This is a genomic window from Streptomyces sp. DSM 15324, assembly GCF_001514285.1.
Lineage (GTDB): Bacteria > Actinomycetota > Actinomycetes > Streptomycetales > Streptomycetaceae > Streptomyces.
The window spans coordinates 340871-360739 of the sequence record NZ_KQ949030.1 but is presented as its reverse complement, the minus strand read 5'-3'; the positions used below and the strand labels follow the sequence as shown (position 1 = coordinate 360739).

Sequence of the window (19869 nt, the reverse complement as noted above, 5' to 3'; positions counted from 1 at the left end):
GGCCTCAGGGCGCGATCCCGCACTGTTGATCGGATGTTAGCGGGGTGCCTTTGCGGTGCATCGGCTTTCGATCTTGCGGTGTGGCGAGTCTGCCGTCGTGGTGCGGAGCGGCATGTCTCGACCGTGCTGACGCGAACATCCAGATCGCGGCGTCGGCCGACGGGGGCGACCGGCGTGAGGCCGCCGCCCGTTCCGCTGTCAGGAACCGTTCCACAGCCTCCCGGGCGCGGCGGTCATGAACGACTGCTCCACGCCTTGCCGCCCGTATTCGTGATCAACGAGGGCACAGAGGTCTGCGCCTGGCTGGAGGTGGATGCCGCCGACGCCGCGGAGATGATGGCGGGCACGGTGAGCTGCTCGATCGGTGCGGGGTCGGCGTTGAGTGCCTCCACCTCAACGTCGAAACCGGGGTAGGCGGGCGCCAGGACGCGGAAGCCCTTGTTTCACCGGTGGGCCTTTGAGCGGGTCGCGAGGTAGGCGGCCTTGATGACGTCGGCGGCGGCATGCGGGTGGGAGATCATGACGACGTGCGAGGAGCGGACCTCGGTCACCGTGCTGCCGGCGCGGCCGGCCATGAACCGTTGCGCTGCGGGCGGGATGACCCTGTCCTCGGTCGGGATCAGGTACCAGGACGGAATCGTCCTCCAGGCCGGTGTTCCGCTCGGGCCGCCGAGACCCTCGACCGACCCGGGCCGCTGCGTGGCCGCCATCAGACGCGTCTCGGAGGCGGGCAGGTCCGCGGCGAACACCGCCCGGAACTTTTCCGGGTCGATGTAGCCGTCGGTTCCTTGCGCGCCGCCGGGCAACGGGTAGGGGCGCGCGAGGAGAGCGGAACCCAGTTCGCTGCCGGGGAAGCGCTGCGCCAGTTGCAGCGCGCTCTCTCCTTCATCGGGGGCGAACGCCCCGAGGTACACCAGCGCCTTGACGCCCGTGTGTCCGCGTGCGGCATTGGTGATGACGACGCCGCCGTAGGAATGGGCGGCCAGGATCACCGGTCCGGTGATGGTGTCCAGCACGCTGGAGAGGTAGGCGGCGTCGCCCGCGGCGTCCCGCAGTGGGTTGGCCGGGGCGATCACCGGGAAGCCGGCCTTGTGCAGCAGGGTGATGGTGCCGTTGAAGCCGGAGGCGTCGGCGAACGCGCCGTGCACGAGCACGACGGTCGGTTTTCTCCCGTCGAGGTCGGCCGGGCGGGCGGACGCCGCCTCCGCGGGGGCACCGACGAGAGCCGTGGCGCCGGCCGCGAGCACCCCGGCGAGGACGCTCCGGCGCGGATGCTGATCGGGGTTCATCGTGTGACTCCTTCGGATGAGGGCAGGGCGGGCCGGCACGCGAGCGTGCGGGGAACGCGTGCCGGAGCACTCCTCGGCGTGGGCTCAGGAGTTGAGGAACTCGAGCAGGTCGGCGCCGAGTTGCTCCTTGTGGGTGTCGGTGATGCCGTGCGGGGCTCCCGGGTAGACCTTCAGCGCCGCGTTCTTGATGCGGGCGGCCGACGCCTTGCCGCCGACGTCGAACGGCACGACCTGGTCGTCGTCGCCGTGGATGACCAGCGTGGGCACGTCGATGGCGTCCAGGTCGGCGCGGAAGTCGGTCGCGGAGAACGCTTCGATGCACTCGTAGGCGTTCCGGTGCCCGGCCTGCAGACCCTGCCGCCAGAACGCATCCCGGATGCCCTGGGAGACGTCGGCCCCGGGCCGGTTGCTGCCGAAGAACGGCCCGTCAGCCAGGTCGCGGTACAGCTGCGAGCGGTCGGCGAGCGATCCGGCACGGATGGCGTCGAAGGTCTCGACCGGGAGGCCGCCGGGGTTGTCGTCGGTCCTCAGCATGAACGGAGGCACTGCGGAGACGAGTACGACCTGGGCGAGGCGGGCGGTGCCGTGGCGGCCGACGTAGCGGGCGACCTCGCCTCCGCCGGTGGAGAAGCCGACCAGGGTGGCCTCGCGCAGGTCGAGGTGGTCGAGCAGGGCTGCGAGGTCGTCGGCGTAGGTGTTCATCTCGTTGCCGTGCCACGTCTGGGTGGAGCGGCCGTGGCCGCGCCGGTCGTGGGCGATGACGCGGTAGCCGTGGGAGGCCAGGAACAGTTGCTGGGACTCCCAGCTGTCGGAGTTCAGCGGCCAGCCGTGGCTGAGGACGACGGGACGGCCCGTTCCCCAGTCCTTGTAGTGGATGTGGGCGCCGTCGGATGCGGTGACGTAAGGCATGTGCTTCTCCCGACCGAGGGGGTGACTGCGACCGTCCGATGGTCCCCCGACCCGTGGGCCGCCGCATCACGTGCGGCACTTGGGGGGGCGAGGTCATCCTCGTAGGGCCTGGGCGAGCCGGCGCCGGGAGGGAACGTCGAGCTTCCGGAACACCTTGCGCAGGTGATAGTCGACCGTGTTGGCACTGATCGTCATCCGGGAGGCGATCTCGGCGTTGGTGGCGCCCTCCGCCGCGAGGCGGGCGATCTCCCGTTCCTGGGCGGTCAGCTGATCGCGGGCACCCGCGGAAGCAGGGGAAACGTGCTCGCCGGTGGCGGCCAGTTCCCGCGCCGCACGCGTGGCGAAGGCGTCGGCCCGCATCGCGTGGAACATGGCCAGGGACGTCCGCAGCGGCGCCCGCGCGTCCTTGCGGCGCCTTCGTCTGCGCAGCCACTCGCCGTACAGCAGATGGGCGATGGCCAGGTCGGCCTCGGCACCCGTACGGCTCAGCAGCGCGACGGCCCGGCGGTACAGCGGCTCGGCGTCACCCGCCCCGGCCAACAGCGCCTGGGAGCGGGCCAGTACTCCCAGAGCCCATGGCGTACCCGAGGCGCTCGCACGGGCGAGCAACACGCGTAACGCCGTGGTCGCCAGACCGCGGTCCCCGCAGCGGACACCCACTTCCACGATGGAGGGCAGGTGCCGGGAGTGCAGGCCCAGGACATCCTGCCGGAGGAGCTCGTGTGCCACCGGGCGGGCCATGCCGTAGTCGCCGCTTCCAAGAGCCAGGACCAGCACCCCGCTGCTCGCGACGGACTCCCTCACACCGTTGCCGAGAGCCTGCGCAGTGGACCCATCGGGTGGGCGCACCCGAGTTCCATGCCCCGGTCGATGTCGTCCGGTCGTGCCGAGCCGGACTCGACCATCCGTACCGCGCTGAGCAGATAGGGCACGAGGAGGGCGTTGACGACGAAGCCGGAACGGTCGGGTGCCTCGATGGCCCGCTTGCCCAACTGCCCGGCCAAGCCGCGGGTACGCCTCAGGGTGTCCGCGCTCGTGGTGAGGGACGGGATGAGTTCGACCAGCCGCTGCACGGGCACGGGGTTGAAGAAGTGCATGCCGATGACCCGCGCCGGGCGCTCGGTGACGACGGCGAGATCGACGATGGGGATCGAGGAGGTGTTGGTGGCCAGGACCGCCGCCGGGTCCTCGACCGCCCGGTCCAGGGCGCGCAGGACATCGGTCTTGATGTCACGGTTCTCGGCGACTGCCTCGATGACGAACTGACGGTCGGCCATGTCACCGAGGTCCCCGGTGAAGGACAGTCTGGCGAGGGCCCGGTCCCGCTGCTCCTCGCTGAGCTTGTCACTTCGCAGACCTCGGTCGAGGGAAGCGAGGAGCCGGCTGCGGCCGGCCGCGATCGCGTCGGGCGTGGCCTCGGCCACACGGACGTCGATGCCGCTGCGGGCGGCGACCTCGGCGATGCCGGAGCCCATGAGGCCGCAGCCGACGACGCCGAGACGGGTGACGGGGCCGGAGTCCATCCGAGGTCCTCTCTGGTGATGTCTGGTGATGTCCGGTGATGCGCTGTCCGGCCGGAGGCGGCTGCCCTCAGAGATCGAGGACGAGACGAGGCCCGCACGAGCGGGAGACGCAGATGAGCATGGTGTCCCCTGCGGCCCGTTCGTCCTCGGACAGCAGCGAGTCGCGGTGGTCGGGCGTGCCGCCGAGCACGTCGGTCTCGCAGGTGCCGCAGGTTCCTTCCCGGCAGGAGAAGTCGACCGCGACGCCGGCCTCCTCCAGGGTTTCGAGCACCGAGCGGTCCGGCGGCACGCTGAGGGTGAGCCCGGAGCGGGCGAGCTCCAGCTCGAAGGCCTCTGCCGGGCCCGCCTCGGCCGTCGGCACCGGGGCGAAGCGTTCGACGCCCAGCGTGCCGGGCGGCCAGCCCGCGCACCGCTCCTGCACCGCCCGCAGCAGCGGTTCGGGACCGCAGGCGTGTACCAGGGTGCCCTCCTCGGGTGCCCCGAGGTACGCGGTGAGGTCCAGCAGGCCGTGCTCGTCCTGCGGGCGGACGAGCACCCGGTCCCCGTGCGCGGTGAGGCGGTCCAGGAACGCCATGGAGGTCCGGGTGCGGCCGCCGTACAGCAGACGCCAGTCGGCCCCGGCGGCCTCGGCGGCCTCGACCATGGGGAGTATGGGCGTGATACCGACGCCGCCGGCGATGAACAGATGGCGTGCGGCAGGCCGCAGGGGGAAGGTGTTCCGCGGCCCGCGGACCCGCACGGTGGCGCCTTCGCGCAGGTGCTCGTGGACGTACGCGGAACCGCCGCGGCCCGCCGGCTCGCGCAGCACGGCGATCTGCCAGGTGTCGCGTTCGGCCGGGTACCCGCACAGGGAGTACTGACGGACCAGTTCGCCGTCCCCGAGGGGCAGGAGTACGTCGATGTGGGCGCCCGGTGTCCAGGAGGGGAGCGCGCCGCCGTCGGGGTGGCGCAGGGTGAGGGCGACGACGCCGTCGGCGGCCCGGATGCGGGCCGTCACGGTGAGCAGCGCGCCGGCCGGGGGCAGTTGGTCGTTCATGGGGGTTCGGCTCCGGGTTCAGGCGTGGGTGGGCAGGTGCAGCAGCAGCGCGTCGCCCTGGCCGCCGCCCCCGCACAGGGCCGCGGCCCCGCTCGCGGCTCCGCGGCGCCGCAGTTCCGCCACGAGGGTCAGTACCAACCGGGCTCCGGTCATCCCGACCGGGTGCCCGAGCGCGATCGCTCCGCCGTTGACGTTCACCTTGTCCAGCGGGACGCCCAGCTCCCGTACGGACGCCAGGGCCACTCCGGCGAACGCCTCGTTGATCTCGAAAAGGTCCAGGTCGGCGGTTTTCAGCCGGCCGTCCCGGGACAGCGCGTCGCGGACGGCGCCGGCCGGCTGGACGAGCAGCGAGGGATCGGGGCCCGCGACCGTGCCGTAGGCGCCGATCTCGCCGAGCGGCGTCAGGCCCTCCCGCCGGGCGCGCTCGGCGCTCATCACGACGACGGCCGCCGCGCCGTCGGAGAGCTGCGAGGCGTTGCCCGCGGTGATCGTGCCCTCCGGGGAGAAGACCGGCCGCAGGCGCCCCAGGCTCTCGCCGGTGGTCCCCGGCCGTACGCCCTCGTCGGTGTCGACGACCGTCCCGCCCGGCCGCCCGGCCACGGTGACCGGCGTGATCTCCGCGGACAACGCCCCCGACTCCTGTGCGCGGGCGGCCCTTTGGTGGGAGAGCGCGCTGTACTCGTCCTGCTCCTGACGGGTCAGGGCGAACGGCCGCTGGTAGCGCTCGGTCGCCGCGCCCATGGAGACGCCGTCGAAGGCGCAGAGGAGGGCGTCGCGGTCGAGGGCGTCCTCGGTCGCCGCCGAACCGTACCGCCAGCCGGCGCGCGCTCCGCGCAGCAGGTACGGGGCGCCCGACATGGACTCCATGCCGCCCGCGACGACCACCTCGTGACGGCCGGAGGCGACCATGAGGTCGGCCAGGGCGATGGCGTGCAGACCGGAAGGACAGAGTTTGTTGACGGTGCTCGCGGGGACGGAGAACGGGATGCCGGCCCGGATCGCGGCCTGCCGGGCGGGGTTGGGACCGGCTCCGGCCTGGACGACGTGGCCCATGACGACGGCTTCCACGGCTGCCGGCTCCAGAGCGACGGCGGCCAGGGCCGCGCGGACGGCGTGGGCACCGAGATCGACCGCGGACAGGGAGCTCAGGGCGCCCATCAGTTTGCCGATGGGCGTCCTGGCCCCGGCGACGATGACGGATCCGGGCATGACCGGGACCTCCTGGAATGGGGAACGCGAACGCATCAGTGATCCGGGGGACTGACGTCCTCGCCCTGCCGGCGTGCACCGCGGTGTCCTGCCGTACGGTCGCGATGTGCCTCCGCGCGGGGGGACCCGTCGGCACGACGCAGGGGGACGTTCGCATCAGGCGACCGCGGCGGCGTCCGCGGCACGTCCGGCGAGCAGGTGGGCCGTCTCGTTCACCGAGTGCGGCACGATGCGGCCGCCGGGCATCCGCCGCACCCGGCTGACGGACGTGTAGTCGGGGTGGAACCAGAACAGGGTGGGCAGGCCCAGCACGGTCGCCAGGTAGGTGTTGGTGATGCCGCCGTGGCACACGGCCGCGATCCGCCCGCCGGGATGGGCGTCGAGGAGGGTGTCCATGGCCCGTACGGCACGCGCCCGGAAGGCGTCCCGGTCCAGGTCGGGCACGAAGTCCTCGAAGCGTCCCTCGGCGAGCGCCGCCGCCCGGGGATCGTCGGCGCCGATCTGCTCGGGTGGCGTGTAGGGCTGGGACACGTCCGTGTCCCACTCGCGCAGGTCGTCGACGACGGTGGCGGTCATACCGGTGAGCCGTTCCAGGGGCGCCGCGGTCTCCCGGGCCCGCCGGTAGGGGCTGACGTACAGGGCGTCGAGGTCCTCGTGCGCGAGCCAGGCGGCGAGCCGTTCGGCCTGGGTGGTGCCCTCCGGGGACAGCCCCGGGTCGAACACGCCCGCCAGCGGGAGCCCGTGCCGGATGAGGAGGAGTTCGGTCATGGTGATCCTTCACAGGGGTGAGCGGGCTCAGCCGGCGATGGTCCGTTCCGAGGCCCAGTAGGGGCGGCGCATCGCGCGTTTGTCGAGCTTGCCCATCGCGTTGCGCAGCAGTCCGGGGACGAACTCGTACGACTTCGGGCACTTGTAGGCGGCGAGGCGCTCACGGCAGAAACGGTCCAGCTCGTCGGGCGACGGCTCGTCGCCCGCCACCACGACCAGCGCCCGCAGCGACTCGCCGAAGTCAGGGTCGGGCACGCCGACCACCGCGACCTCGGCGACGGCCGGGTGCTGGCGCAGTACGGCCTCGCTCTCGGCCGGGTAGAGGTTGACCCCGCCGGAGACCACGACGTCCGCGGCCCGGTCGGTGATGAAGATGTAGCCGCCGTCGTCGACGTAGCCGATGTCGCCGAGCGTGAAGACGCCGGGGGAGAGGTAGGCGGCCTGCGTCTTGTCCGGGTCCGCGTGGTAGCGGACGCCCCGGCCCTCTGGGGCCCGGAAGGCCAGCAGGCCGCGTTCCCCGGGCGGCAGCCGTCGGCCGTCGTCGTCGGTGACCAGGACCTCGAACGGGGGGTGGACCCGCCCGACCGAGCCCGGGTGCGCCAGCCACTCGGCGCTGCTGATCCGGGCCACGGTGCCCGCCTCGCTGGCGCCGTACGACTCGGTCAGCACCGGTCCGAACCAGTCGATCATGGCGCGCTTCACGTCCGGCGGGCACGCGGAGCCCGTGTGGGAGACCTGCCGCAGGCTGGAGACGTCGTAGCGGGCGCGGACCTCGTCCGGCAGGGCGAGCAGCCGTTGGAAGTGGGTGGGCACCATCACCGTCGAGGAGATCCGCCACTTCTGCACCCGGCTCAGGAACGTCTCCGCGTCGTATCTGCCCAGCACGACCACCGGCTGACCGCCCGCCAGGTGCCGCAACGAGGTCAGCGGCGCGTTGTGCTGGAGGGGACCGCACACCAGGTGCGGTCCCGGCGGGAATCCGGGCCGGGCGGACACCGCGGCGAGGTAGGCGGTGCTGTCGGCGACCGGGCCGCTCACCCAGCGCACCTCGGTGCCGCGTGCGCGTCCGGTGGTTCCGGAGGTGTAGACGAGCGGGGGCCGGGCGGGCCGGCCCGCCGGCAGGGGGCTCCCGGCGGGGGCCGCGGCCAGCCAGCGGTCCCAGTCGAAGGCGTGTCCGGTCGCCGGGGTTCCATGGGTGACGACCGGCAGACCGAGTTCCCGGGCCGCGTCGAGGGCGACGCCCGCGCCGACGGGTCCGGCGATGACCGCGGTCACGCCCGCGTCGGTGATCTGCTCGACGAGCTCGCCCGAGGTGAGGTTCCGGGACGTGGCCACGGTGCCGACTCCGGCGCGCAGGCCGGCCAGATGGGCCACGAGCGTCGGGATCGCGTTGTCGCCGAGGACGGCGACCCGGTCGTCGGGGCCGGGCGCGAATTCCAGCAGCCGGGCCGCCGCCCGCGTCACCTGGTCGGCGAGACCGGACCAGGACAGCACGCCCAGGTCGTCCGCCAGGGCGGGTTCGTCGGGTGTGTCCTGGGCGCGACGGTCGAGTGGCAGCAGCGACATGGCTCCTCCGGCGGCTCATCGGTCCTCTCCCGTTCCCGGGGAGAGGTGATGACGAGACTGTAGCGTTTATCAAGAAAGTGCGGAACACTCTGATCCTGAGCGGAGCCATTCCCGCATGTTTCAGCGGATGGGAGGGTCGCGAACCCGCCCTCCGTTACTGGACGCGTCGTCTCGTAAGTGCCCGAGGAGGAGCCATGTCCCAGCCCGATCCGGACACATGGCGCAGGCAGGTCGGACAGTGGCTGGCCACCGTGCTCGAACCGGCACGGGCACCGGACTCCGCCACCCGGGCCGACGACCTCGCCGTGTTCCACAACCTCCCCGAGGACGAGGAACGCCGGCTGCTGGAGCGCTGCCGCGCCTACCAGCGCGCCCGCTTCGACGCCGGCTACCAGGCGCTGACCCTTCCCGTGGACAAGGGCGGCGCGGGCCTGACCGCCGCCCATGCGGCGGTCTTCGCCGAGGAGGAATCGGCCTTCGAGGTGCCGCCGTCCACCGAGCTGATCAGCGTCACCGTGCGCCTGGTCGCGATGGCCGTCTCCCTGTTCGGGACGTCCGAGCGGCACCGCGACCTCGCCCGTGCCTTCCTGCGCACCGATCTGCTGGCCTGCCAGCTCTTCAGCGAACCCGGCGCCGGATCCGACCTCGCGGCCCTGCGCACCCGCGCCCGCCAGGACGGCGAGACGTGGGTGGTCGACGGGCAGAAGGTGTGGACCTCGGGCGCCCAGTTCGCCGACTACGGTCTGCTGCTCGCCCGCACCGACCCGGACGTCGTCAAACAGGCAGGCATCACCGCCTTCCTGGTACCGATGGACGCCGAGGGGGTTCAGGTGCGCCCCATCCGCCAGATGAGCGGCGGCGCCTCCTTCAACGAGGTCTTCCTCAGCGGCGTACGCGTCCCGGACCGGCTGCGCATCGGGCGACCGGGCCAGGGCTGGGAGGTCGCCACCACCACCCTCGCCTTCGAACGCACCGCCTCCGGCAGCGGCAACCGCCGCAAGGGCGGCACCTTCGCGGACGTCCTCGCGCTCGCCCGCTCCCTGGGCCGCACCGAGGACCCGCTGGTCCGCCAGCGCCTCGCCGACCTGTACGTCCGCGCCGCCCTGCGCACGGCCACCGTCGAGCGGGTCGCGCGCACGAGCGCCGCGGGCGGCCGACCGGGTCCGGAGGCGTCGTTGACCAAACTCATGGCCTCCGACCTGCTCACCCGCACCGGGCAGACCGCGGCCGAACTGATGGGGGCGCGGATCAGCGCCGACACCGGGGAACCGGGCACCTACGCCTGGACCCGGCATCTGCTCGGCGCCCCGGGCTACCGGCTGGCCGGAGGCACCGACCAGATCCAGCGCAACCTGATCGGCGAGCGGGTGCTGCACCTGCCGCCGGAGCCCCGGGCGGACCGCGCGCCCTTCTCACAGCTTCCGGGCAACTGAGGCCCTTCTTCACCGAGGAGTGACATCCATGGATCTGGGACTGACAGGCGCCAAGGCGCTGGTGACCGGTGCGAGCCGGGGCCTCGGCCGGGCGATCGCCGCGACGCTCGCGGCCGAGGGCTGTGCGCTCGCGCTGTGCGCCCGGGGCGAGGAAGGGCTGGCCAAGGCCGCCGCCGAACTGCGCGGCGAGGGGGCCACCGTGTTCGCGGAGCCGGTCGACGTCACCGACCCGGCCGCCCTCGCCGGCTTCGTCGAGCGGGCGGCGGGTGAACTCGGCGGGCTGGACCTGCTGGTGTCGAACGTGTCGGCGGGCAACGTGAAGGGCCCCGAGTCCTGGGAAGCCAGCCTGCGCGGCGACCTGATCCCGTTCGCCGGACTCGTCGAGGCGGCCCTGCCCCATCTGGAGGCCTCCGACCGGGCCGCCGTCGTGGCGATCGGCACCACCAACGCCTCCGACACGGCGCGCCCGGCCGGGGCGAACTCGTACTCCGCGCTCAAGGCGGCCGTCGTCCAGCACGCCTCGGCCCTCGCACACGCCCTCGCGCCGAAGGGCATCCGGGTCAACACCGTCTCCCCAGGCCCCATCGACTTCCCCGGAGGGGCCTGGGAGGCCGTCCGCGCCGGCCGGCCGGAGGTGTACGAGGAGGTGCTCGCCAAGCTGCCGATCGGCCGCTACGGCACGCCGGAGGACGTGGCCGCGGCGGTGGCCTTCCTGCTCGGACGGACGGGCTCCTTCTGCGTCGGGGTCAACCTCGTGGTGGACGGCGGGCTGCTCACCCGCGTCCAGTACTGAGCCGTGGCGGGCCCGGCCGGCCGCCTGGACGCCGTACTCGTCTGCGGCGGACGGTGGCACGACGTCGACTTCGCGCGGCTGCGGCTGCTGCACCTGCTCGCCGAACACCCGCGGGTGCGCACGACGGTGTACCAGGACTACGACTGCCTGGCCGCCCTCGACAAGGCCGACCTGCTGGTCACCTACACCTGTGATGTCCGGCCCCGCCCGGCGCAGCGGGCCGCACTCGCCCGGTTCGTCGAGCGGGGCGGGCGCTGGCTCGCGCTGCACGGCACCAACTCCGTGATCGAGGTGATCGAGCCGTCGGCGCGTGGGGGACCTCGGGTGTTCACGACCCCACGGCTCCTCGGTGACCTCGCGCAGGTGCTCGGCAGCCAGTTCCTGGCCCACCCGCCGATCGCTCCGTACGAGGTGAAGGTGACCCGGCCCGACCATCCGCTGGTCGCCGGGATCGGCCCGTTCACGGTCACCGACGAGCTGTACGTGTGCGAACTGCACGGCGAGCCGGAGGTGTTGCTGCACGCCGAGTACACGGGGCCGTGCCGGGGCTTCGCCGAGGGCGACACCGCGGCCTTCGACGACGCGCCCCGGCCGGTGCTGTACCTCAAGCGGCACGGCCACGGCGAGGTCTGCTACTTCACCCTCGGCCACTGCCGGGGCCGCCACGACATGCAGGACCTCGGCGTGGCCGACACCGGGCGCGTCGACGTGGGGCCCTGGGAGACACCGGAGTTCCTGACGGTGCTGCGGCGCTGTGTGGAGCGGGCGACGGGGACGCGGGAACGGGCCGGCGCCTGAACGAGGGGGCGCCGGCCCGTACGCAGGACGACTCAGCCGTGCGGCAGCACGACCGCGCGGCCGCCGATGTCACCGGCGTGCAGACGCTCGTAGGCCTCGGGGGCCTGCTCCAGCGTGAAGGTCTCCACATGGCAGGAGACGAGCCCCTGCCGGGCGAGGTCGAGGACCTCCATGAGCTCGGTGCGGCTGCCCCAGTAGGGGAAGCAGGCCGACACCTCGAACGGCAGCCCGCCGCCGAAGCCGACGGCCAGCGTGCCGCCGCCCAGGCCGACGACGGTGACGTCGCCCGCCACCGCCACCGCCACCGACGCGGCCGCGACGGCCAGGGTCGCCTCCGCTCCGACGAAGTCCAGGACGACCTCCGCTCCCGTACCGCCGGTGAGTCGCCGGATCCGTGCGGCCGCCCCGCCGTCGGAGAGCAGCGTCTCATGGGCGCCGACCTTGCCCGCCAGCTCCAGCTTCTCCTCGCTCGTGTCGAGGGCGACCACCCTGGCCGGGCTCAGCACACGCAGCAATTGCACCGCGAGGTGCCCCAGCCCGCCGACGCCGATCACCACCGCCGTGCTGCCGGGCAGCAGCTTCGGCAGCGACCTGCGGATCGCGTGGTACGGCGTCAGCCCGGCGTCGGTGAGCGGCGCGGCCAGCACCGGATCGAGTCCGTTCAGCGGCACCAGATGACGGGGCGAGTCCACCAGCACGTACTCCGCCAGAGCCCCGGCTGAGCCGAGCCCCGGCGGCATGACACCGAGTGCGGCGGCGTGCGGACAGCAGTTCTCCCTGCCCTCGGCACACGGGTGGCAGCGCCCGCAGCCCCACGGTCCGTACAGCGCCACCGCCTCGCCCTCCGCCACGGCGGTGACACCCGTGCCGACCGCCGCCACCGTCCCGACCCCCTCGTGGCCGAGCGTCAGGGGCAGAGGGTAGGGGAACTGCTCCGCGGGCCAGCCCATCACCGCCAGGTCGGAGTGGCACAGGCCCGCCGCGCTCACCTTCAACAGCACCTGCCCCGGTGCGGGTTCGGGCACGGGTACCTCGACGACCTCGGGGGCGTGCCCCACCCGACGGTACTGAACGGCCTTCATGCTCCGACCTCCTCGTCGGTGGTGGCAGCCGGCCCGGATCCCGTCCGGCGGCGCAGGACGGCGGGCAGCGAGATCCGGCCCCCCGTGAGGACCAGCGCCACGATGAGGACCGTGCCGGTGAACAGGCTCGCCGCCCACTGCGCGCTGGTGGCGAGTCCGAGTCCCGTGATGCCCGTCCCGAGCAGGAGGACGGCGAGCACGGTGCCCCAGGCGTTGAAGCGGCCCGCGCGCAGCTGGGTCGCCCCGACGAACGCGGCGGCGTAGGCCGACAGCAGGTAGGGGGTGCCCGCGGTCGGTGATCCGGAGCCGACCGAGGACGCGAAGACGACGCCGGCGAGACCGGAGAGCAGCGCGGAGGCCACCAGGGTCCCGAAGCGCAGCCGGTCCGTGCGCACACCCTGCAACCGGGCCGCGTCGGCGTTGAACCCGGTGGCGTACAACCGGCGTCCGGTCGCGGTGTGTTCCAGCACGAACCAGAGGGTGAGCGCGGCCACCATCAGGTACAGCACCGGCAGGGTGAGGCCGCCCGCGTCGAGTTGGGCGATGTCGGCGAACGGCTTGGCGAGCAGCTGCACACCGGTGAGGGAGCTGTCGTTGGTGACCATGGTGATCAGGGACTGGATCAGCGCGCCGGTGGCCAGGGTGGCGATGAACGAGTCGACGCGCAGGACCACGACCACGAGGGCGTTGACGACTCCGACCAGCAGCGCGGCGGTCATCGCGAGGGCGATCGCGGCGCCGGGACCGAACCCGGAGGAGACCAGGAAGTGGGCGGTCAGCACGCTGGTGAGCGACATCGTGTAGGCGACCGAGAGATCGAAGACGCGTGCGGCCAGGGGCGGCACGACGCTGAGTGCCACGAGGCCGGCCACGGCGTTGCCGTTGAGGACCTGCTTGACCGTGGTGGTGGTCGGGAAGGTGTCCGGTGCCCAGACGGAGAAGAGCGCGACGATGACCAGCCACACGTACACGGCGCCGATGTTGCGGAACGACAGTGCGGCAAACGCCCGCCGGCCCGGCGCGCCGGAGGGGAACACCGCGGACCTGCGTGGTGCGGACGGCGGTGGCTCCGCCGCCCGGGTCTGAACGGATGTCATGTCACTCGGTCCCTTCCATGGCGTGCACGAGGGCGCGCTCGGTGATGTCCCCGCCGCTGAGCTCCCGTGCGATGCGGCCGTCCCGTACCACCAGGACGCGGGTGCACAGCGCGAGCAGGTCCTGGGTGTCGGAGGAGCACACGATGACGCCCATGCCGTCGTCTGCCTGACGGGTTATCAGGTCGTACAGCTGCAGGCGGGTGGCGATGTCCACGCCCGCCGTGGGTTCGCACAGCGCCAGCACGGGCGGGCGTTGGGCCAGACAGCGGGCCATGACGACCTTCTGCTGGTTGCCGCCGCTCAGGGTGGTGATCCGGGCCCCCGGGCCGGCCGCGCGGACCCCGACCCGCCGGATCCAGTCCTGCGTCAGGACGGACTCGCGGCGCCGGTGCAGCCGCCCGGCCCGGGTGCGCAGCCGGCGCAGGAGCGGGAGGGTGAGGTTCTCACCGACCGAGAACTCGCCGATCACCCCCTCGGCCGCCCGGTCCCCGGGGACCAGGGGAAGGCCCAGGGCGTCGGCGTCCCGCGCCTCGGTCCACCGCGAGGAACGCCGGGGCAGCCGCAGTCGGCCGCTCACCGGTCCGGCGTGCGCCCCGCACACGGCGTACGGCACGATCTCGTGGCCCGAGCCGACCAGGCCGGTGATGCCTAGGCGCTCGCCCTCGGCCAGATCGAGTCCGATGCCGCGCAGGGGGCCGGCCCGCAGGTCGCGCACCTCCAGGACGGCGGCGGTGGGGCCGCCGGAGCGCGCCGGACGGTGGTCGGCTTCCGTTCTGGTGCCCGTCTCCTCGCCCGTCATCAGTTCCGCGAGCGAACGGGAGGTGAGTCCGGCGATCGGGCGCGTGGCGATCCGGCGTCCGCCGCGGATGACGGTGACCCGGTCGGCGAGCGCGAAGATCTCGTCCATCCGGTGCGAGACGTACAGGATGCCGGCGCCGAGGTCACGGACCTCCCGCACGATGTCGAAGAGACGGGCCACCTCGCCGGGCGGCAGCACGGCGGTGGGCTCGTCGAGCACCAGGACGCCGCGGCCGCCCTCCCAGCCCTGCAGCGCGGCGGCGATGGCCACCACCGCGCGCTGGACGGGGGACGCCTGCGTCAGCGGACGGTGCACGTCGATGCCGAGGCCGAACCGTTCGACGAGGGCGGTCGTGCGCCGTTCCATCTCGGGCCAGTGGATGTTGCCCAGGGCCGTACGGGCGAAGCCGTGCCGCAGGGCGAGGTTGTCGATGGCGCTCAACTCGTGCACCAGCCCCAGCTCCTGGTGGACGAAGCGGAGCCGGTCGTGGCGGGAGGTGGCGGCATGGCCGAGGTCGAAGGGCTCGCCGTCCAGCTCGGCCACGGCCCCCGGCTCCGCGTGGTGGTAGCCGGCGAGGATCTTGATGAGGGTGGACTTGCCGGAGCCGTTGGGTCCGATCAGGGCGTGGATCTCGCCGGGCGCGACCTCGAGGTCGACGTCGTCGAGTGCCCGGGTGCCGCCGAATCTCTTCGACAGGGCGGCGACCCGTAGCACCGGCCCGGTCAACTCAGCCCCCACAGCGCCTTGAACTGCGTCTGGTAGTCCTCCACGAGCGGGAAGTCGCCGAGGGTCTTCGGCAGGTTGTCCTTGGTGATCAGCATGTTCGGCAGCACCGCCTTCTGGTCCACGTCCATGGACTGGCCGGTGAAGTGGCGGGCCAGCGCGTCGACCTGGAGCCAGGCGGCCTCGTGCGAGTTCAGTGCCATCGCGGCGTCGCTGAGGCCGCTCTGGATGTACTGGTAGTTCTGCCCGTCACCGACGTTCACGGCGATGTGCCTGCCGGTGATGCCGGCGGTCTTCAACGCGGCCGGGACGCCCACGTTGAGCAGACCCAGGGAGAAGACGACATGGGTCACCTTCGGGTGCGAGCGGAGATACGACACCACCCGGTCGGGCATGTCCTTGCCGATCGCGGTGATCGGCACGTCGACGGTGTCCAGCCCGCAACCCGCGCACCACTGCCGGTACTTGGCGGCGAACGTGTCCTTGACGGGCTTGAGGATGGTGTAGGCGGGCAGGTCGAAGTAGACGGTGTCCGCGCGGGCGCCGCTGTCGGCCACCACCCACGCGGCGAGCATCTCGCCCTGGACCGCGACGTCCTTCGGCCCGTTCTTGAGCAGGGAGACCCCGTCGCCCACCACGTCGTCGGCGTTGGACTGGATGACCGCGATGCCCGCCGCCTTCAGCTGCGCGAGCTGCTTGGCGTACACCGCGCGCGGGAAGCCGGAGGCGACGACGGCGTCCGGCTTGTCGCGCAGCGCCTGGTCGTAGGCGGCCTGGACGGACTCCGGTGTCCCCTGGGTGGCGATCTGCTTGACCTGCCAGCCGACGGCGTCGGCGCCGGCGGTGAAGAAGTTGGCCAGGTCCTGGCAGGACTGCACGCCGCACAGGATGAAGTCGATCTTCTTGCCCGACGGGATCTTCTGTCCGACCGGCTGGGTGACCGGGATCCTGGCCGGATGCCGGGAGTACTTCGCCACGGCCGCCCGGGCGGCCTTCAGACCGGGGGAGTCCGCCGCCGCGGCCTTGGCGGAGTCGGCGGCCGGAGTCGTGCCGCTGCCGCACGCCGCCAGCGCGAGCAGGGCGGTGACGGGGACGGTCGCGGTGAGGGCGCGGCGGACCGCGCGACGGCGTCTGGAACTCATCGTCGAGTACTCCCGGGGTGTGGCCCGCGCTGCCGCCGCTCGCGTCGGTGTCGTGTCCGCGAGGGTCGGGCTCCGGTCGGGCGGATCGGTTCTGTGTCGCCCCGCGGCGGGCGGCCGCGGGGTGCGGGCCGGGACGGACCGAGATCGTCCCGGTGCGGAGAAACTTTTGAGGAACTACAGCCTCAAGTGGCTCGGAGTGTGACATGCCCCGAGGGCCTTGGGGAGAGGGGCGTCACAAGAATTTCCGGGATTCCCTTGTAAGAGCTGGGTGGCGCACGGGTGGTAGGGGTGTTCGTCGACGTGAGTGTTGCTCCCGGCCATAACCCGTAACTACACTCACTCTAAAGTTTCTGCCGGAGGAGAGATGATGGACGAAACGTCGGAGCTGGGTACCGCACGGTGCCCCGGGCCCAGCGTCCAGGACTACCTCGACCAGGACAGCCGCCCCGTTCCCCCCGCCCTGAGGTTCGAGCGCAACGACCACCTCGGCAGCGAGGACATCGACACCGCCCGCTTCACCTCCCGCGAGTGGGCCGAACGCGAGATGCGCCAGGTCTGGCGCCGCGTCTGGCAGTTCGCCTGCCTGGAGAGCGAGATTCCCGAGGTCGGCGACCACGAGGTCTACGAGATCGGTGACGACTCCCTCATCGTCGTCCGCACGGCCCCCGAGGAGATCCGCGCCTTCGTCAACGTCTGCCTGCACCGCGGACGCAAACTGCGCACCACCGGCGGCAACGTCGGCGAGTTCCGCTGCTCGTTCCACGGCTTCGCCTGGAACCTCGACGGCTCGATGCGGACGCCGCCCTGCGCCTGGGACTTCCCGCACGTCAGCCCGGAGAAGTTCGCCCTGCCCGAGGCCCAGGTGGCCACCTGGCGCGGCTTCGTCTTCGTCAACATGGACCCGTACGCCGAGTCCTTCGACCGCTATCGCGGCACCTTCGACGACTACTACATCTGGCCGCTGGAGACCCGCTACAAGTCGCTCCACATCGCCAAGGTGCTGCCCTGCAACTGGAAGGTCGCACAGGACGCGTTCATCGAGTCCTTCCATGTGATCGCCACCCACCCGCAGATGCTGCCGTGGCTCGCCGACGCCAACTCGCAGTACGACGTCATGGCGGACCAGCCGCACTGGAACCGGATGATCAACATCCAGGGCGCGCCCAGCCCGCACGTGGCGGACTCCGTCACGGAGGAGGACGTCCTGGAGACCTTCTACGACTCACGCGCCTTCTACGCCGCCGCGCAGGGCCGTGACCTGGTACGGCAGGAGGGCGACAACCTCCCGGCGATCCCGCCCGGCGGCACCGCCCGCCAGGTCCTCGCCGAGCGGATGCGCGCGCAGCTCGCGGTCACCTCGCACCAGGACTTCTCCGACACCCCGGACACCGAACTACTCGACGCCATCAACTACTTGCTGTTCCCCAACTTCAACCCCTGGGGCGGCGCCAAGTCGAACATCGTCTACCGATTCCGGCCCCACGGCCTCGACCCCGACTCCTGCATCGCCGAAATCATCTTCATGTCGTCCCCGAAGCGGCCCGGCGAGGTGCCGCCGCCGGCGAAGATCCGCTGGGTGCCGGAGGACATGCTCTTCGCCGACATCCCCGAACTCGGCGTCCTCGGACCGGTCTTCGACCAGGACTGCGAGAACCTGCCCTACGTCCAGCAGGGCCTGAAGGCGATGCGCAAGCCGGGCATCACGCTGGCCAACTACCAGGAGAGCCGTATCCGCCACTTCAACCGGACGCTCGACCGGTGGATGGAGAAGTGACCCATCGGGTGAGGGTCACCCCGTCGGGCGCCGAGCTCGACGTCCTCGACGGCGAGGACCTGTTCACCGCCGCCCAGCGGCTCGGCTACCGGTGGCCCACCGTCTGCGGGGGCCAGGGCACCTGCCGCATCTGCTTCGTCCAGGTGGAGGCGGGCGCCGAGAACTGCTCCCCGGTGGGCCCGCTGGAACGCGAGGGCATCGAGGCCCTGCGCAGGACGGCGGACGGCGTCGTCCGGCTCGCCTGCCGGCTCCGGGTCGAGGGCCCGGTGACCGTGACCAAGCGCGGCGTGCGCCGCCGAGTGCAGGAGTGAGACCCCATGTCCAAGCAAGTGATCCACCCCCTGACCGGGCACGTGTACCGGCTCACCGAGGACGGACTGGTCGAGGTGACCGACCCCGGCACGGGGGCCCGGGGCGTCTTCGACTTCCAGGCCCGGTGGCAGTACGGCGAACTGCGCCACGCCGACCTGCAGATGGCCGGCTGGGTCGGCCGCCTCGCCCGGCGGCGCGTCAGCGGTCAGTCCGGGGAGTGAACCCGGTGACGCCCCGAACCACCCCGGTGGTCTGCCTGGTGCGCCGACCCGACGGGGAACCGGTCCCCGGCGACTTCGCCGTGGAGGAACGCCCGCTGCCGCCCCTGGACGAGGGGCAACTGCTCGTGCGCAACCTCTACCTGAGCGTCGACCCGTCCATGCGCGGGCGCCTGGAGAACACCGAGAAGCACTACACCCACAACTTCACCCCCGGCTCACCGCTCGACGGACGTGCCCTCGGTGTCGTGGAGGAGAGCCGCGCTCCCTCGGTCCCGCCGGGCACGTACGTCCGTCACCAGCTCGGCTGGCGGGAGCGGGCCGTGCTCGACGAGGCGGCCGTCGACGGCGCCGGCCGCATCGACCCCGCACTCGCCCCGCTGCCCACCTGGCTGGGCCTGCTCGGCCAGACGGGCTTCACCGCGTACGTCGGCCTGACCCGGATCGCGGAGCTGCGCAAGGGCGACACGGTCCTCGTCTCGGCGGCCGCCGGCGCCGTCGGCACCGCCGCCGGCCAGTTCGCGCGGCTGCTCGGCGCGGACCGCGTCATCGGGACCGCCGGCGGCCCCGCCAAGTGCGCCCTGCTGGTGGAGGAGTTCGGCTACGACGCGGCCGCGGACTACCGTGCCGAGCCGGTGCGCGACGCGCTGGCCCGGCTGGCGCCCGACGGCATCGACGTGTACGTCGACAACGTCGGCGGCGCGCAGCTCGCCGCCGCGCTGCACGCGCTGCGCCCCGGCGGCCGGGTCGCCCTGTGCGGCATGATGTCGCAGTTCGGCGGCGACCGGCGGTCCTCGGACATCAACCAGCTGATCCAGGCGGTCCTCAAACGGCTCACGCTGCGCGGCTTCATCGTCCGCGACCACGACGACCTGCGGCCGGAGTTCGAACGGCGGGTCGCGGGCTGGCTCGCCGAGGGCCGGATCACCGCCCGCGAGACGGTCGTGGACGGTCTGGAGAACGCCGCGGGTGCGCTGCTGTCGCTGCTGGGCGGCGGCAACGTCGGCAAGATGCTGGTACGGCTGGACGGACCGGCCCCCTCCGCCGGTCGGTCCGCGCGGGGATCAGCGCAGCGCTCGTGACGAGGCCACGGTGTGGGCCGCCAGACTGACCCCGACCCGGGTGAGCCCCTCGACGGCGGCCCGGAAGTCCTTCATGTGGGGTGTGCCGAAGTGCGCGTCGAGGGCCTGCTGGGAGGCCCACCGCTCGTACACCCGGATCCGTCGTGCGTCGCCCGGGTCCGCGGTCATCGCGTAGTCCAGACAGCCCGGCTCCTCCGCGCGGGTCCGGTGTCCGAGGACGGCCAGGTGTTCCAGCATGCGGTCGCGTTCGCCGGGCGCGTAGTCCATCCAGCCGGCGACGATGACTTCCTCTGCCATGGTGTGTGTTCCCTTCGCG

19 protein-coding genes and 1 pseudogene are annotated in these 19869 nt (G+C 72.4%); 7 read left to right on the top strand and 13 right to left on the bottom strand.

What is annotated here, in order from left to right; genetic code table 11:
* Positions 1-443: 443 nt before the first annotated feature.
* The 8 genes and pseudogenes from AQJ58_RS25725 to AQJ58_RS25690 all read right to left on the bottom strand — a co-directional run bounded on the left by AQJ58_RS25725 (position 444) and on the right by AQJ58_RS25690 (position 8300).
* Entirely contained in the window at positions 444-1289 is an 846-nt protein-coding gene (locus AQJ58_RS25725) for an alpha/beta fold hydrolase (protein ID WP_067254022.1), read from the bottom strand.
* Between the two features lie 84 nt (positions 1290-1373).
* Positions 1374-2198: an alpha/beta fold hydrolase gene (locus tag AQJ58_RS25720; protein ID WP_067254019.1), complete on the bottom strand. Its 825-nt coding sequence runs from the start codon at positions 2196-2198 to the stop codon at positions 1374-1376.
* Positions 2199-2291: 93 nt separating this feature from the next.
* On the bottom strand, positions 2292-3002 hold the full coding sequence (locus AQJ58_RS25715) for a helix-turn-helix transcriptional regulator (RefSeq protein WP_234360293.1): 711 nt from the start codon (positions 3000-3002) through the stop codon (positions 2292-2294).
* A gap of 11 nt (positions 3003-3013) precedes the next feature.
* Positions 3014-3721, bottom strand: a pseudogene (locus AQJ58_RS25710) (3-hydroxybutyryl-CoA dehydrogenase); the annotation flags it as partial.
* Between the two features lie 67 nt (positions 3722-3788).
* Positions 3789-4757: a PDR/VanB family oxidoreductase gene (locus AQJ58_RS25705; RefSeq protein WP_067254015.1), complete on the bottom strand. Its 969-nt coding sequence runs from the start codon at positions 4755-4757 to the stop codon at positions 3789-3791.
* Positions 4758-4775: 18 nt separating this feature from the next.
* On the bottom strand, positions 4776-5966 hold the full coding sequence (locus AQJ58_RS25700; RefSeq protein WP_067254012.1) for an acetyl-CoA C-acyltransferase: 1191 nt from the start codon (positions 5964-5966) through the stop codon (positions 4776-4778).
* Positions 5967-6122: 156 nt separating this feature from the next.
* The gene (locus tag AQJ58_RS25695; RefSeq protein ID WP_067254008.1) at positions 6123-6734 is read right to left on the bottom strand and encodes a histidine phosphatase family protein; all 612 of its coding nucleotides are present in this window, start codon (positions 6732-6734) and stop codon (positions 6123-6125) included.
* A gap of 27 nt (positions 6735-6761) precedes the next feature.
* Entirely contained in the window at positions 6762-8300 is a 1539-nt protein-coding gene (locus AQJ58_RS25690; protein ID WP_067254006.1) for an AMP-binding protein, read from the bottom strand.
* A gap of 194 nt (positions 8301-8494) precedes the next feature.
* Between AQJ58_RS25690 and AQJ58_RS25685 the strand changes: the two genes are divergently transcribed.
* The 3 genes from AQJ58_RS25685 to AQJ58_RS25675 are packed head-to-tail and all read left to right on the top strand — an operon-like array spanning position 8495 to position 11324.
* Positions 8495-9733 carry an acyl-CoA dehydrogenase family protein gene (locus AQJ58_RS25685; RefSeq protein WP_067254003.1) on the top strand — a complete coding sequence of 413 codons (1239 nt, stop codon included), beginning with the start codon at positions 8495-8497 and terminating at the stop codon, positions 9731-9733.
* A 28-nt stretch (positions 9734-9761) separates the two neighbouring features.
* Positions 9762-10526, top strand: coding sequence for an SDR family NAD(P)-dependent oxidoreductase (locus AQJ58_RS25680; protein WP_067254001.1), 765 nt, complete (start codon positions 9762-9764; stop codon positions 10524-10526).
* 3 nt (positions 10527-10529) lie between these two features.
* A complete protein-coding gene (locus AQJ58_RS25675) occupies positions 10530-11324 on the top strand; it encodes a ThuA domain-containing protein (RefSeq protein WP_067253998.1) in 795 nt (264 codons plus the stop codon).
* Positions 11325-11356: 32 nt separating this feature from the next.
* Here the strand turns inward: AQJ58_RS25675 and AQJ58_RS25670 are convergent, their stop codons facing one another.
* From AQJ58_RS25670 to AQJ58_RS25655, 4 genes are read right to left on the bottom strand one after another with little or no spacing between them, the layout of a single operon-like run.
* Positions 11357-12406 carry an NAD(P)-dependent alcohol dehydrogenase gene (locus AQJ58_RS25670; protein WP_067253995.1) on the bottom strand — a complete coding sequence of 350 codons (1050 nt, stop codon included), beginning with the start codon at positions 12404-12406 and terminating at the stop codon, positions 11357-11359.
* Complete coding sequence (locus AQJ58_RS25665; protein WP_079079225.1) at positions 12403-13503, bottom strand: ABC transporter permease; 1101 nt, start codon at positions 13501-13503, stop codon at positions 12403-12405. Before AQJ58_RS25665 ends, AQJ58_RS25670 begins: the two co-directional genes overlap by 4 nt.
* Before the next feature lies 1 nt (position 13504).
* The gene (locus AQJ58_RS25660; protein ID WP_067253991.1) at positions 13505-15040 is read right to left on the bottom strand and encodes a sugar ABC transporter ATP-binding protein; all 1536 of its coding nucleotides are present in this window, start codon (positions 15038-15040) and stop codon (positions 13505-13507) included.
* Positions 15025-16167 carry a substrate-binding domain-containing protein gene (locus AQJ58_RS25655; protein WP_067253989.1) on the bottom strand — a complete coding sequence of 381 codons (1143 nt, stop codon included), beginning with the start codon at positions 16165-16167 and terminating at the stop codon, positions 15025-15027. Before AQJ58_RS25655 ends, AQJ58_RS25660 begins: the two co-directional genes overlap by 16 nt.
* Before the next feature lie 367 nt (positions 16168-16534).
* On the opposite strand from AQJ58_RS25655, the gene AQJ58_RS25650 reads away from it, so the two are divergent.
* The 4 genes from AQJ58_RS25650 to AQJ58_RS25635 are packed head-to-tail and all read left to right on the top strand — an operon-like array spanning position 16535 to position 19553.
* Positions 16535-17941 (top strand): aromatic ring-hydroxylating oxygenase subunit alpha, encoded by a 1407-nt coding sequence (locus AQJ58_RS25650; protein WP_234360292.1) that lies wholly within the window; start codon positions 16535-16537, stop codon positions 17939-17941.
* Positions 17938-18252 (top strand): 2Fe-2S iron-sulfur cluster-binding protein, encoded by a 315-nt coding sequence (locus tag AQJ58_RS25645; protein ID WP_067253983.1) that lies wholly within the window; start codon positions 17938-17940, stop codon positions 18250-18252. Before AQJ58_RS25650 ends, AQJ58_RS25645 begins: the two co-directional genes overlap by 4 nt.
* Positions 18253-18258: 6 nt before the next feature.
* Positions 18259-18474: a transposase gene (locus AQJ58_RS25640; RefSeq protein WP_067253981.1), complete on the top strand. Its 216-nt coding sequence runs from the start codon at positions 18259-18261 to the stop codon at positions 18472-18474.
* A gap of 5 nt (positions 18475-18479) precedes the next feature.
* Complete coding sequence (locus tag AQJ58_RS25635; protein ID WP_079079224.1) at positions 18480-19553, top strand: NADP-dependent oxidoreductase; 1074 nt, start codon at positions 18480-18482, stop codon at positions 19551-19553.
* On the opposite strand, the gene AQJ58_RS25630 is transcribed toward AQJ58_RS25635, so the two are convergent.
* Complete coding sequence (locus tag AQJ58_RS25630; RefSeq protein ID WP_067254286.1) at positions 19536-19850, bottom strand: putative quinol monooxygenase; 315 nt, start codon at positions 19848-19850, stop codon at positions 19536-19538. The two genes, AQJ58_RS25635 and AQJ58_RS25630, sit on opposite strands and share 18 nt — an antisense overlap.
* Between the last annotated feature and the right edge of the window lie 19 nt (positions 19851-19869).

Coding starts and splice junctions, on each gene's coding strand:
- AQJ58_RS25725 (WP_067254022.1), bottom strand. CDS start 1,289: ATGAACCCCGATCAGCATCCGCGCCGGAGCGTCCTCGCCGGGGTGCTC.
- AQJ58_RS25720 (WP_067254019.1), bottom strand. CDS start 2,198: ATGCCTTACGTCACCGCATCCGACGGCGCCCACATCCACTACAAGGAC.
- AQJ58_RS25705 (WP_067254015.1), bottom strand. CDS start 4,757: ATGAACGACCAACTGCCCCCGGCCGGCGCGCTGCTCACCGTGACGGCC.
- AQJ58_RS25700 (WP_067254012.1), bottom strand. CDS start 5,966: ATGCCCGGATCCGTCATCGTCGCCGGGGCCAGGACGCCCATCGGCAAA.
- AQJ58_RS25695 (WP_067254008.1), bottom strand. CDS start 6,734: ATGACCGAACTCCTCCTCATCCGGCACGGGCTCCCGCTGGCGGGCGTG.
- AQJ58_RS25690 (WP_067254006.1), bottom strand. CDS start 8,300: ATGTCGCTGCTGCCACTCGACCGTCGCGCCCAGGACACACCCGACGAA.
- AQJ58_RS25685 (WP_067254003.1), top strand. CDS start 8,495: ATGTCCCAGCCCGATCCGGACACATGGCGCAGGCAGGTCGGACAGTGG.
- AQJ58_RS25680 (WP_067254001.1), top strand. CDS start 9,762: ATGGATCTGGGACTGACAGGCGCCAAGGCGCTGGTGACCGGTGCGAGC.
- AQJ58_RS25670 (WP_067253995.1), bottom strand. CDS start 12,406: ATGAAGGCCGTTCAGTACCGTCGGGTGGGGCACGCCCCCGAGGTCGTC.
- AQJ58_RS25665 (WP_079079225.1), bottom strand. CDS start 13,503: ATGACATCCGTTCAGACCCGGGCGGCGGAGCCACCGCCGTCCGCACCA.
- AQJ58_RS25655 (WP_067253989.1), bottom strand. CDS start 16,167: ATGAGTTCCAGACGCCGTCGCGCGGTCCGCCGCGCCCTCACCGCGACC.
- AQJ58_RS25650 (WP_234360292.1), top strand. CDS start 16,535: ATGGACGAAACGTCGGAGCTGGGTACCGCACGGTGCCCCGGGCCCAGC.
- AQJ58_RS25640 (WP_067253981.1), top strand. CDS start 18,259: ATGTCCAAGCAAGTGATCCACCCCCTGACCGGGCACGTGTACCGGCTC.
- AQJ58_RS25630 (WP_067254286.1), bottom strand. CDS start 19,850: ATGGCAGAGGAAGTCATCGTCGCCGGCTGGATGGACTACGCGCCCGGC.